The organism is Peribacillus sp. NPDC094092 (assembly GCF_050279365.1).
Classification (GTDB): Bacteria; Bacillota; Bacilli; order Bacillales; family DSM-1321; genus Peribacillus.
The window spans coordinates 1,487,937-1,500,295 of record NZ_JBNNUC010000001.1; the positions used below are offsets into that span (position 1 = coordinate 1,487,937).

General features: G+C 40.7%; 12 protein-coding genes. 6 read left to right on the forward strand and 6 right to left on the reverse strand.

Features of this window, described 5'->3' with window-relative positions; genetic code table 11:
* Window positions 1–53: 53 nt before the first annotated feature.
* Window positions 54–1,670 carry a long-chain fatty acid--CoA ligase gene (locus ACQKNS_RS07155; RefSeq protein WP_427641794.1) on the reverse strand — a complete coding sequence of 539 codons (1,617 nt, stop codon included), beginning with the start codon at window positions 1,668–1,670 and terminating at the stop codon, window positions 54–56.
* Window positions 1,671–2,038: 368 nt separating this feature from the next.
* Between ACQKNS_RS07155 and ACQKNS_RS07160 the strand changes: the two genes are divergently transcribed.
* A complete protein-coding gene (locus ACQKNS_RS07160; protein ID WP_427641795.1) occupies window positions 2,039–2,914 on the forward strand; it encodes a dimethylarginine dimethylaminohydrolase family protein in 876 nt (291 codons plus the stop codon).
* A gap of 78 nt (window positions 2,915–2,992) precedes the next feature.
* On the opposite strand, the gene ACQKNS_RS07165 is transcribed toward ACQKNS_RS07160, so the two are convergent.
* Together ACQKNS_RS07165 and ACQKNS_RS07170 are read right to left on the reverse strand one after the other, a co-directional pair.
* A complete protein-coding gene (locus ACQKNS_RS07165; RefSeq protein ID WP_427641796.1) occupies window positions 2,993–3,178 on the reverse strand; it encodes a hypothetical protein in 186 nt (61 codons plus the stop codon).
* 158 nt (window positions 3,179–3,336) lie between these two features.
* Window positions 3,337–3,735 carry a hypothetical protein gene (locus tag ACQKNS_RS07170; RefSeq protein ID WP_427641797.1) on the reverse strand — a complete coding sequence of 133 codons (399 nt, stop codon included), beginning with the start codon at window positions 3,733–3,735 and terminating at the stop codon, window positions 3,337–3,339.
* Window positions 3,736–4,105: 370 nt separating this feature from the next.
* Here ACQKNS_RS07170 and ACQKNS_RS07175 point away from each other — a divergent pair, with 370 nt between their 5' ends.
* On the forward strand, window positions 4,106–4,555 hold the full coding sequence (locus tag ACQKNS_RS07175) for a DinB family protein (protein ID WP_427641798.1): 450 nt from the start codon (window positions 4,106–4,108) through the stop codon (window positions 4,553–4,555).
* 281 nt (window positions 4,556–4,836) lie between these two features.
* Here the strand turns inward: ACQKNS_RS07175 and ACQKNS_RS07180 are convergent, their stop codons facing one another.
* The 3 genes from ACQKNS_RS07180 to ACQKNS_RS07190 all read right to left on the reverse strand — a co-directional run bounded on the left by ACQKNS_RS07180 (window position 4,837) and on the right by ACQKNS_RS07190 (window position 6,597).
* Window positions 4,837–5,109, reverse strand: coding sequence for a transcriptional regulator SplA domain-containing protein (locus tag ACQKNS_RS07180; protein WP_427641799.1), 273 nt, complete (start codon window positions 5,107–5,109; stop codon window positions 4,837–4,839).
* 117 nt (window positions 5,110–5,226) lie between these two features.
* A complete protein-coding gene (locus ACQKNS_RS07185; protein ID WP_427641800.1) occupies window positions 5,227–6,093 on the reverse strand; it encodes a Cof-type HAD-IIB family hydrolase in 867 nt (288 codons plus the stop codon).
* A gap of 147 nt (window positions 6,094–6,240) precedes the next feature.
* A complete protein-coding gene (locus ACQKNS_RS07190; RefSeq protein WP_241590688.1) occupies window positions 6,241–6,597 on the reverse strand; it encodes a YlbF family regulator in 357 nt (118 codons plus the stop codon).
* Between the two features lie 711 nt (window positions 6,598–7,308).
* Between ACQKNS_RS07190 and ACQKNS_RS07195 the strand changes: the two genes are divergently transcribed.
* From ACQKNS_RS07195 to ACQKNS_RS07210, 4 genes are read left to right on the forward strand one after another with little or no spacing between them, the layout of a single operon-like run.
* A complete protein-coding gene (locus tag ACQKNS_RS07195; RefSeq protein WP_427641801.1) occupies window positions 7,309–8,670 on the forward strand; it encodes a YheC/YheD family protein in 1,362 nt (453 codons plus the stop codon).
* A gap of 16 nt (window positions 8,671–8,686) precedes the next feature.
* On the forward strand, window positions 8,687–9,757 hold the full coding sequence (locus tag ACQKNS_RS07200) for a YheC/YheD family protein (RefSeq protein WP_427641802.1): 1,071 nt from the start codon (window positions 8,687–8,689) through the stop codon (window positions 9,755–9,757).
* Between the two features lie 3 nt (window positions 9,758–9,760).
* Window positions 9,761–11,128 (forward strand): YheC/YheD family protein, encoded by a 1,368-nt coding sequence (locus tag ACQKNS_RS07205; RefSeq protein WP_427641803.1) that lies wholly within the window; start codon window positions 9,761–9,763, stop codon window positions 11,126–11,128.
* Window positions 11,125–12,321 carry a YheC/YheD family protein gene (locus ACQKNS_RS07210; RefSeq protein ID WP_427641804.1) on the forward strand — a complete coding sequence of 399 codons (1,197 nt, stop codon included), beginning with the start codon at window positions 11,125–11,127 and terminating at the stop codon, window positions 12,319–12,321. Before ACQKNS_RS07205 ends, ACQKNS_RS07210 begins: the two co-directional genes overlap by 4 nt.
* Window positions 12,322–12,359 lie beyond the last annotated feature (38 nt).

Genomic DNA, 12,359 nt, shown 5'->3' on the forward strand with positions numbered 1-12,359 from the left:
TTTTATTCCATTAACAAAATAGGTAGAAAAGTTATAATTAAACAAATATGGCATTATTTATTGATATATTTATCCTGAAGCTGATCACGCAATGCCCTTTTCAAGAACTTCCCTACACCCGTTTTAGGGATTTCACTTAAAAAGACCACTTCATCCGGCAGCCACCATTTTGCAAATTGCGGCTTTAAAAATTCGATGATGTCCTCCTGGGACACTTGATCCTTGTATGCGTCCTTCAAAACAACACAGGCAATCGGCCGTTCCTGCCATTTTTCGTGAGGCACTGCAATTACCGCCGCCTCAAAGATTGCTTCATGGGCCATTAATGCATTCTCTATATCTACGGAAGAAATCCACTCACCGCCGCTTTTTATCAAGTCCTTGGTCCTATCGACGATTTTCACGAATCCTTCTTCATCAATCGTGACGACATCCCCCGTATACAGCCAGCCATCTTTAAACGTATCCTCTGACCGCTCGTCCTTAAAGTACTCATTCGCTATCCAAGGACCCCTGATCAGCAATTCGCCCATTTCTTTTCCATCAGGTTTCACTTCGCCATCCTGACCGAGCACTTTGATTTCTATCATTGGTGAAACAAGTCCCTGCTTGGACTTCAAATCATAAAGTTCTTCATCAGGGAGATCCTCCTGATAGCTTTTTGGTTTGGATACAAATACGAGCGGGCTTGTCTCAGTCATTCCATAGGCATGCAGGAATGGTATCCCATACTTTTGTTCAAAGGTTTTAATCATGCTTTTCGGAGCAGCCGACCCTCCGCATAAAACAGCACGAATGCTGCTCGTATCATGACTGCCTTCTTCCAGCTCCTTCAATAAGCCCAGCCATATCGTCGGAACCCCTGCTGCGATTGTAACCTTCTCCGTTTCTATAAGCTCAGCCAAAATCTTTGGGGTGAAATAAGGCCCCGGCAAAACCATCTTCGTTCCAAACCAAACACTGGCAAAAGGCATGCCCCAGGCATTCACATGAAACATGGGCACGACAGGAAGCGCCACATCACGTTCGCTCAATGCTGTAGAATCGGCAAGCCCCAGTGCAATCGCATGCAACAAAATTCCGCGGTGTGAATAAACCACACCTTTCGGATTACCGGTCGTTGCGGAAGTATAGCATATTCCTGCAGGGGCATTTTCATCCAAGGTTTGAATGAATGGCTGTTTCGGATTCCCTTCGGCTAATAATTTTTCATAATGATAAATAGGTGAAAGGGTCGTTTCGGGCAGCTCATCTTTATCCGTCATTATGATATAACCTTCCACTGTCGTTAACTCATCTTTAATAGCTTCCAAAAGGGGGATGACATCCGGGTCTATCAATAATAATCGATCCTCCGCACTATTGACGATATACGAAACATGTTGAGGAGACAGACGGATATTGATTGTATGCAGAACAGCACCATGACAAGGAATCGCAAAATATGCTTCTAAATGCCGATGATGGTTCCAGGCAAGTGTTCCAATACGGTCACCTGTCTGAATACCGAATTTTTCAAGATTGCTGGTCAGCCTTCTTGTTCGCTCAGCAATCTCAGCATATGTAAATGTGTGAATTCCACCATCCGTACGCGAAACCACCTCTTTTTTCGGAAAATATTTTTCAGCTCTCTCAATGATCTGAGTCATGATCAATGGAGTATCCATCATTACAATCTCCCCCTTTTATAAAAAGCATGCCCATTATATATTCGACCAGAAAAAAAATAATCCTTTTTCCCTAGGTGCCGTTTACGATTTTTTTGAATCCTGCTTTACCTAGAGAAAACCAATTTGACGATTTCGGAAAGAAAGCGGATTTCTGAAAACAATTGGAACGTGTTTTTTAAGCAGAACCTTCTTTGAGTTGTAAGGATCTAACCCGTTTTACCGGAACCATTTATTAGGAACGGAATTAGAAATGTTATTTTTAAACCATCCAAAATTAGAGGTGCTGTTCGATGATATATTTTTTATGTTTCTTTCAATAAAAAAGAGGAAATAGTAAAGATACAATTATATTTAGAGGGAGCTCATTTATGGTAAACAAAATAAACGAAGAACTGGAAGCTTATTGCGCGAGTGAATATTCAAAGCTATCACGGGTAATCGTCTGTGAACCACGTTATATGGAAATCCGGGATATCATTAACGAAACTCAAAAAGAGTTCCAAGAAGAAAATATCGATCAGGCACTTGCCTTGAAGCAGCACGCCCAATTTACTAAGTCTCTTGAGCACGAAGGGATTGAAGTCATAAAACTTCCGCCACAATTTACATATCCAGAACAAGTTTTCACGAGGGATATCGGTTTTACTCTTGGAAATATCGTATACGTTGCTGAATTGGCAACAGGTATCAGGCAGGGTGAAGAACAAATATTGAAATCCTGGCTCGAAACGAATGGTATTTCATATTTCAACCTCCTCAAAAATCATATTGAGGGCGGGGATGTCCTTATTGACGGAAAGACCATCTATATTGGAATCAGTGAAAGAACGAATGAAACATCCGTCAAGCACCTTCAAACCCTATTGCCGGAATACGAGGTCATCGCGGTTCCTTTCATAGAAACATTCCTTCATTTAGATTGTGTCTTCAATATCATATCACCGAAAGAGGCGCTTTTTTTTCCGGAGTCCTTTACAAAAAAAGAGATGGATTTATTATCTTCACGTTATGACCTGATAGAAGTGACAAAAGAAGAACAATTCACATTAGGAACCAACGTGCTTTCGATTGGAAATAAAAAATTATTCAGTCTTCCATGCAATAAACAGGTCAATAGTCAGCTCCGTGAACGCGGATACGAAGTCATTGAAGTCGATATAAGCGAAATCATCAAGTCCGGTGGCTCTTTCCGTTGTTGCACCATGCCGCTATTGAGGACAACGAAAAAGACTGATTCAGCCTGAGCAGATGAAACCGGACTTGTACGGGAGTCCGGTTTCTTTCGCCTTTTTAAACAAGGTGTTATCAAAGAGATTAGGGGTTCAGTTCTTTTTTAATGCCTCGATTCCATCCATTACACTTTTTAAATATTCAACATCATTCAAGCCGTTTCTTGCATGCAGCAAAACCTGTCTAACTGATTCCACCGAACGAAAATAATAAATATTTTCTATCCCTGATACTTTCCTTTGGGCTTTTCTAATCTTGGTTAAACTTTTCTGGTTCATTTTAATTCATCAAAACACTTAATATTGAGCATGAAAATATTCATATTTGTCTATTACACCACCCCTGCTTCAAATTCCCCACTTGATTCCCCATTATAAAAAAATGCTTGTCTGGAGGTTTTAGAAAATACAGGTCTTGCCTTTCTCCCCCCTTTTCATTAATGCAGAAATCTTAATATAGTTTCAGAATCCTTTCTATTTAACTGTACATACTGGCTATGTTCATCTTTCGTCAATTCTACAATATTTTCATCAGTATTAACCCAAACATAATATACAGCTATTTTACGTTCGCTTTTTTCATCATTAAAATAAAAGATGAAGTCCGCCTTAGGATGATCCTTCTCCAATGCGAAATCTTCCCAATCAGCATTCTTTACTATTTCTTTTGTTTTTTCTGTTTTCCCCATTTCTATCTTTTCTTTATATGCTTCGAATTTGTAGTTTTTACCTTCATATGTTTGGACGGAAATATGTTCTTGCTTTGTTGTACAACCTGAAGCTAACGTTATTGATAATAGGCCAAGTGCAACAAGCAGCTGTTTCCTTTTCATCATATGTCATCTCCTAACACCCTAATGGATTATTTATCCAATATATTTCATTATACTAGTCTACACAAAAGAGGAATAGCAATGTTTGCCCATTAATTAACAGCAAAAAAACCTCAAGTTTTTGGCCTAAGAGTTCATGGATCCTGTATCCCTCGGGCATATACCGGCATTCAATCAATCCAAACGGAGCTACTCGCTTCAATTGCATTCATTCCGATTATTAACTGACAATTACAACCCTTAAAAGAAATTAAGAATTGATAATCCTTTCCTTTGTGAAAATACTTATCTAATATTTGATAATATTGATTTATCCTTGCTATAATTTCATGAGATAGCGATTAGGTAAACAAGATTGAAAGGGGAATGTTAAATGAATTATATAAAAAATCAGCTAACGGTCATGCGCAGCAATCTTTTAAAAGAAATCGAGGGAATCAATCCAGAGTTCATGGATGTACAGCCTGAAGGTTTTAATAATACAATCCATTGGCACCTTGGGCATGTTCTTACTGCAGCCGAAAACTTTTTATTGAAATCCGACAGTGAATTGCCTGCGAATTACAGCCAACTATTCGGATATGGTTCAAAACCAGCGGACTGGACCGGGGACGTACCAACCGTTGAATTATTAAAGCAACAGCTTCATGAGCAACTTGATCGACTTATTGAAATTCCGGAAGAACGATTGACAGAAAAAACAGCACAGCCTTTCAACGGAATGGAAACAGTGGGGGAATTCATAAATTTTGTAGTGCTCCACGAAGCCAATCATATTGGACAAATTCACGCAATGAAACTCCTTATACAATCCAATAACTGATCAAGCAATAACTGTCACTCTGTTTTCCTGAAAAAATGAGTGGCAGTTTTTTAATTTTCCAGCCAAATATGCTGTTTTAACACTAATGGCTTCTGCCATGTAAGTATGAGTGCGTTTACACGTTAGTTTGGAGCAAATACTCGTGAATTTCGTGCTTTACTCGTGAGTTTCGAGCATTTACTCGTGAATTCAAAGCCTAAATATTATCAAAAGCGCCCCCGCTTTTTAAGCGAGGGCTTTCATCTGTTCATTCTCTTTCCATAAAGCGAAGTATCGCCTTTTCAAGTCATCTGGTCCTGGTTATTCATATAATCACTGTATGCCTTTTCCGCTGCGGCTTCCGAAGTGAACAAAGCATCATCATCCTCAATCGTATGAAATGTATCGTTCAGGAATAAGGCAACTGCATTGGGATTTTTGGGATGCGGAACAATTTCCGCTGCCCTTATATTCGAAACGGTCGGAACATGGGGATTATTATAAATCACAAACACCTCATCACCGACTTGCACTTCTTTTGCATTGATTACACCCATTGAATTCTTCCTTTCCATTACTGATTTTCCTTTAGTTTATGGAAAGAAGCTTGTAATTATTTAAGAAATAAAACAGGTCTCGCCAAGTGGCATTATCTGAAAGGGGACTCCTTCTATATGAAGGAGCCCCGCCATTCACTTAAGCATATTCATCTTTTGTAAAAATTCGATTGGATGCTGTTTCCGGAAAAATTCCCTCAACATATAGGCAACACCGTCTTGATCATTGGAGCGCGTCACCCATTTTGCCACTTTCCTTACTTCTTCATCCGCATTGCCCATGGCAACTCCCAGACCTGAACCGGCAATCATCTCCATATCATCCAATCCATCACCAATCGATACGATTTCCGTTCTTCTCACCTCTAAATGGTCGGCTAAATACAATACACCACTCCATTTAGAAACCCCCTTCGGAACGATTGTCATTTTATGCCCCGGATGTAACATTGCATCCACTTCAGGGAACATTTTCTTTATCAATTTCAATATCTCATTTCGATCACTTTTTTCTGAAAATATTACGTCCATCTTTGTCGGGGCCATTGGCTGGTCAATTAGCTCTTCACTAATATCATCCACATAATTTTGAGCATAAATATTTTGATCATTCAAATACATAACCGATTTACCTAGCAAATTCTCCGGAAGGTTCACCCGATTGCCCAGCGAGTATTTTTCATTAATGAGCAATATTTGGCATGTGGTCTTTTCTAACAATTGCACGAGCTCTACAGTCAGTTCTTCCGAGATTCTTTTTACCATTATCGGCTTTTCTATGGAAGCTCCGACAAAGGCTCCTTGCTGAGCAACGATCATCGGATTTATTTTTAGGGCTTTGGCCACTTTTTTTGCTGAGTGATAGTTTCTTGACGTCACAAGTGCAACATGGACACCTTTTTGGTGAACATAATCTATTGCTTCTTTAGTCGATTTATTTAAACGGCCATTCGACTGGAGCAATGTCCCGTCGATATTGACCGCAAGTAGTCGATATACCATGCTGATCTCCCCCATCTGTAATATCCTCTTTCAAATTTATGACTAAAATTTCGGGAATAGAACAAATAGTGGTTCACGATCCTTGCCCTGGTGCATTCAGGGAACAAAAAAACCCCCAACCATATATAGAAGGGGGGCTCCAACTGCTTATTGCTGTTGATCAGGCAAGCCGTATAAATCTTCAAGCGGCTTCATGATAATTTTATTGAGGTCTGCAATGACCATGCTCATCCGTTGTTCGGCTTCCATCAATTGTGAAATGGTTGGGTTTTGTTGGACAAGCTGTACCGTCTTTTGTGCTTGCTCAACTTCTTCCGGTGCAATCTCCTGTCCCATCATTTGCTTTTGCTGCAATGTCATCTGCAGATTACGGAAGTTTTCAAACATTCCTTTTGTTGCTTCATCAGAATTGACAAGATCATATAAGCGTTGTAAATCTGCATATTCATTACTTGCCCTAATCGCCTTTTCCATTTCATACGCTGCATCATATACGTTACTCATTTATTTCCCCTCCCGGTAATCATTGTATTCATACACCTTTTCCACTATAACAAATCCGATTGAGAATTACACGTCATCCTATTAAAACAGTTACGAAAACCTTGTAATAATCCGATGATTTCCCCCATTTCCTCAAGTCGGGACACCGACAATGGCGAAACCTGATTTCCCAGGATAACTCCACATGCAGATTTTGGAATAGAGGCTGAAAATGAGTGATTAAGCACTCGGCACCTTTAACCACGAAGGTCTTGAGCCCTTTTCGATAATGGTGTCCGGGAAATTGGCGTCAATTCTCGAACGGCCCACTTGAGCAGTACTTTTTTCCGTGGACAATGCTTTCTTTACTTCTGCCCTTACGAGTATTTTCATATTCTGTATAAAGGCATCATTAACAATATGCCTAACTCATCCTGACGCTTCGGAATCAACCCTGGTGTCAACGGCAGCTGTTCCTTAAAAGAATAGATTGGTTTATAAGTCTGACAGCATTCTGATAGCTAATAAATTAGTGAAGCACCCATTCCAGCACATACAAAGACCCTATATAGTATCTTAACCTAAAAACTACCCTTGAAATTTCTCCTTTTATTGCTTGAAATAAAGGCTTGATGACACCTTCTAATAAAAGAAACATAGAATGTGTTATCCACATTTGCCCATCATTTATTTATAAAAGGATATCAAACTTAGTGCAAACGGGGAATTATTATGAACCTTAACCATCAGAAAGTTTTCATTACGGTAAATTCCGCGGAGACTAGAAAGAAGGCGCTACTGTTTATCGAAGAAAAACTATTTGAGGAATGGGGCCTTCAATTTGGAGAACCCTTAACAATCATGGCTGGATGCCGTTCCGTCCCGGTACTTGTCCAGCCATTCCCGTCATCCCAGCCTACATTGAAACTTTCATATGATATGAACCAAATTTTGTCCTTACCCGTTTTTTCCGATCCAATCTCCGTCTCATACCATGCGGAAGGAAGGTCAATTAAAATAGGCCCATTCTTCGCTTCACTCATGAACCAGACCCCGTTGCCAGACGGGACATTCGGGGAGATGGAAAAATTTTATCAGGAAATGAAATCATATTGTAATCAGCAGGGCATCCCCTTCTATTTAGTAAGACTGCAGTCTCTTCAAGATGGAGTTGTGGAAGGCTACCTGTCTGGGCAAGATGGCTGGCAAACCTTTTCCCTTCCCATTCCTGATGTATTTTATAACCGGATACATTCGCGCAAACTTGAGGAATCTCATTCTTTCAAGCTCTTTAAAACTGAACTGGAGGAACGGTCGATACCGATGTTCAATGGAAGGTTCCTCTCCAAACATCATGTACATGAGCTGCTGATCTTAGAAGATGAACTGTTGCCAAATTTGCCAGAGACGATCCTTTTTAACGAAAAGGAATCTTTCCTGGCTTTTATAGAAAGACATTCGGTAATCTATTTTAAACCTTCAGCAGGCAGCCAAGGCAGGAATATTTGCAGATTAACGCAGGTAGCTGGAAATTGGAAAATCGAGCAATCCGGACATCTCCAGAATGTACATTTTGTTGATACGGATGAAAAGTTATATGAAACGTTAAAAAGATTTTCCAGAAAACGATCCTTCATTCTTCAAAAAGGAATTTCCCTATTCGAAATCGATCAGAGAAAAGTTGATTTCCGCATACTTCTTCACCGGAACGATCAGCTTGAATGGAAAGTTTCATCAATGGTTGCCCGGATAGGGGACCCTGGTACAATCGTTTCCAATCTTGCACAAGGCGGATTGATGAAAAACGGGCCGGATTTCCTAAAGGAAGCATTTGACCTTCAGGACGCCAGCCGCATATATCAAAAGCTCGTACGGCTGGCTAAAAATACTGCCCAGGCCTTGGTCGAAAACCATGACGATTCATTCGGTGAGCTAGGGATCGATTTAGCACTGGATACCGATACACATCCATGGATCATCGAAGTGAATTCAAAACCTTCGAAGAAATTTCAGGGCAACTATGAAACCTTTCGTCCATCAGTAAAATCCATCATAGATTTCATGCTTGCCCTTAACCGAGGAAACCATCCATAAAAGGAGTTGCTAGCACGTGTTAATAGGATTAATGGCCGCGTCGGATACACATGAAAACAACTACTTCACCGAAATAGCCAAAACAGCTAAATCATTTAATATGAAAGTTTGTAAATTCTCTCCCGAAAATATTGATATGGACCTGAAAAAAGTGCGTGGCGAGCGTTTTGATGCCGAGAATGAAACTTGGATCGCCACATCTTGTGATTTACCTGATTTTGTATATGATCGCTGTTTTCACGGATTAATCCGTGAGTCAACGGAAACGCGGCACAAAATCGATTGGTTAAAGGAAAACTCGAATTTCTTAGGGCTCGGCCTTCCTGGTAAGTGGGAAGTGTACCAAATCCTAAAAAACCATCCACACCTGCAGGCATTTTTCCCTGAGACCGTACAAGTGACGACACCTGAAGATATTATCGGTCATTTGGAACGTATGGATAAAATCATCATCAAACCTGAATTTGGTGCAGCCGGTACAGGAATCTATCTCCTTTCCAAAACCGAAGACGGCACTTTGGTATCGATGACGAAAAAGGGAACCAAATATGACCGCCCATTCTCCTCCACATCTCAGCTTAACAAATGGCTGCAGCATTTATTAAATCGATACCGTTACCTTTGCCAGCCATATTTGGAACTTTGCAACCAAAATAACGAGCATTTCGATTTACGGATTTTCCTTCAAAAAAACGAGAAGAATCAATGGATGGAACGAGGCCGTGGAATTCGTACAGGACAAAAAGACGGAATTACTTCAAATCTTGCCACAGGCGGGGAAGCCATTTCATTGGAAACTTTCAACAAAAGAAACCCGGAAACGATTTCGATTGCTGTCGAACAAAAGATTCAGCATATCCTTCGCACCCTGCCCGTAGAAACCGAAGCTGTCTTTGAAAGATTATTCGAATTGGGGATTGATCTAGGCATCGATAAAAAAGGCCAGTTATGGATCATGGACATTAACTCGAAGCCCGGAAGGAAAATCATTCAGGCACTACAGCCGGAGACCATGAAAGATATTCATCGCGCACCATTTCAATATAGCCAGTATTTAGCCGAACATCTTCAGAAAGCAGGTGAATAGAAAGTGAGAAAGACTTATCCTGCCGAAATTGCCGCGATCCCTGGCAATATTCTCTACTACCCTTCAGAGCTTGGAGATTTGGCAGAGATTGAATTAATTTATTTCGGACGGCATTCATGTCCTGCCATCGTCAAACAAAACCCAGCCGTCAATCAGTCTATCGTCCTATCGGAAAGTCTTGCGGAATCTCTAATATTCGATCATACCGATATTCCCCTTCATTTATTCATTTACGGAAAGAGCATCCATATCGGACCGCTTGTCGGAATATTTTCCTCAGGCTTCACCGGCCTTTCAAACAAACCATTAGGGGAGAGATCGGAATTTTTCGCCAAGCTCCTATCGCTTAGCAGGACCACAGGCTGTATCCCCTTTGTTTTTGGTGAGAATGTAATCGATTGGGATGAGGAGACAATCAAAGGCTATGTGTTTGATAACGGTCACTGGCACATTGATGAATTTCCTTTTCCTAATGTCATCTATGACCGTCTCCCAAATCGGTTGACGGAAAACCGCGATGGACCTAAAGAAGTGAAGCAGAAATTTCAAAAAAAATATACCATACCATGGTATAATCCTGGATTTTTCAATAAATGGGATGTAAATGAAAGGCTATGCGCAGATGAGCGGGCACTTCCTTATTTGCCTGAAACTTATCCATTTCAATCCATGTCCGTGGTGGAGACCCTTCTTTCCCATTACCGGCAAGTTTATATAAAGCCCATTCACGGCAGCCTCGGTCTAGGGATTCACCAAATTCTTTATGATAAGCATGAGAATGTTTACTATTGTCGCTATACAAATGAAGCAAAAGAAAATAAACTGCAAAAGTTTCCCACATTGGAATCCATCGTCAAACATATTTTTCACGACCGACCGCTTGAGAATCTTATCGTGCAGCAGGGCATCCCCTTAATTCGATATGAAAAACGTCCAGTGGATTTCCGGGTCCATACGAACAAGGACAGTAATGGAAAATGGCAGGTAACCGCGATCGCCGCAAAAATTGCCGGCGCCGGCAGCGTCACGACCCATATTAAAAGCGGGGGTGTCATCAAAACGGTTGCCGAACTGTTTGAAGATGACGATGAGGCGAAAGAAGTCGAACGAAAGCTATCTGAAGCCGCTCTGATTTTAAGTGACAGTATAGAAAAGAATTTGGACGGCATCATTGCAGAAATAGGATTTGATTTTGGATTGGATAAAAAAGGGCAGGTTTGGATGTTTGAAGCCAATTCCAAACCTGGACGCTCCATATTCGCACACCCAAAACTCAAGGATTTCGAATTGCTGACCAGAAAGCTAAGCCTTGATTATGCCATTTATCTTACGGAACAAACGATCACGAAATCAATCAGTGTGCCGCGATGAACATTTTTTACGATATCCCCACTGAAAATTGGCACCACAATCATGAGAATGCTGAACTTTTCGCCGGCTCTGCCGAAGAGGAAATCAGCTATAAAAAGGACCATTCGAATCAACCCCTAATTCCAATCACAATATTTCCGGGTAACCGGATGCTCGCCGTCGGGATTTTAACTGTTTCCAATCCCAAAAAGGACTCAGGTTTGGGTGGAAACCTGACCCTTTTTCGGGACCTTTCATTATATTTATTAAAACATGGAATATTGACGTATGTATTCACAGGAAAAGCCCTTCATTCCGATTCGTTGAGAGGTTATGTTTTTTCCTCTATTTCAAATAAGTGGATTGAATGTAATGTGCCCTACCCTGACATCGTATATAACCGTATCCCTTCGAGGGGCTATGAGGCGTCAGATGAATTCCAACAGCTTATCACACACTTTAAAGATTACCGAATGAATCTATTCAACCCCTGTTTTATAGATAAGTATGTGATGTTCGAGGCATTAAATGAAGATGGATTCCTCACAAATCACCTTCCATCCACAATGTTCTTACGGAACAGTGATTGCCTTTTTTCATTCCTGGAGACCTACAGGCATATATACCTTAAACCCTGCAAAGGAAGCCAAGGGAGGGGCATTTATACCATAATCAAAAATGATGATGGCACACTATTGTTCCATAGCTTGAAGCATAGTGAATCCTTCCCGGATTTCGCAACATTCTGGGAAACAAAAAAAAGGGATTTATTAAAAAGGAGCTATCTTGCTCAACAGGCGATCAGGCCAAAAAAACTTTTTGGACATCGTTATGATTACCGGATTCTCGTCCATTACGAAAAAGGTTTTTATAAAGTGACCGGCAAAGCGGTAAGGATGTCACAAACTCAGGAAATCACCACCCACACTCCCCGAGGGGGTAAGCTTTTTCCTTATCAAGACCTGCAATCAAGAAGCCTGAATCTACAATTAGCGAATATCGCCCAAAAATGCGGCGAGATACTATCGAAAAAAATCGGGTTTCTCGGAGAGTTTTCCATAGATATAGGGGAAGACGAATCAGGCTCGCTCTTCATTTATGAAGTGAACTCAAAGCCCATGCAATTCGATGAGGTGGAAATTGAAACAAACCGGCTTTTGCATTTAAAAAACCTTTTCATTGAATTAACTTTTCCCAACCTGACAATAAAATAACACCTCCAGCTGCCGTTTTCCATTATAATTAAATGAGA

Bases quoted from the DNA above. Each gene is read 5' to 3' on its own strand.
- ACQKNS_RS07155 (WP_427641794.1), bottom strand. From the start codon at position 1,670: ATGATGGATACTCCATTGATCATGACTCAGATCATTGAGAGAGCTGAA.
- ACQKNS_RS07160 (WP_427641795.1), top strand. From the start codon at position 2,039: ATGGTAAACAAAATAAACGAAGAACTGGAAGCTTATTGCGCGAGTGAA.
- ACQKNS_RS07165 (WP_427641796.1), bottom strand. From the start codon at position 3,178: ATGAACCAGAAAAGTTTAACCAAGATTAGAAAAGCCCAAAGGAAAGTA.
- ACQKNS_RS07170 (WP_427641797.1), bottom strand. From the start codon at position 3,735: ATGATGAAAAGGAAACAGCTGCTTGTTGCACTTGGCCTATTATCAATA.
- ACQKNS_RS07175 (WP_427641798.1), top strand. From the start codon at position 4,106: ATGAATTATATAAAAAATCAGCTAACGGTCATGCGCAGCAATCTTTTA.
- ACQKNS_RS07180 (WP_427641799.1), bottom strand. From the start codon at position 5,109: ATGGAAAGGAAGAATTCAATGGGTGTAATCAATGCAAAAGAAGTGCAA.
- ACQKNS_RS07185 (WP_427641800.1), bottom strand. From the start codon at position 6,093: ATGGTATATCGACTACTTGCGGTCAATATCGACGGGACATTGCTCCAG.
- ACQKNS_RS07190 (WP_241590688.1), bottom strand. From the start codon at position 6,597: ATGAGTAACGTATATGATGCAGCGTATGAAATGGAAAAGGCGATTAGG.
- ACQKNS_RS07195 (WP_427641801.1), top strand. From the start codon at position 7,309: ATGAACCTTAACCATCAGAAAGTTTTCATTACGGTAAATTCCGCGGAG.
- ACQKNS_RS07210 (WP_427641804.1), top strand. From the start codon at position 11,125: ATGAACATTTTTTACGATATCCCCACTGAAAATTGGCACCACAATCAT.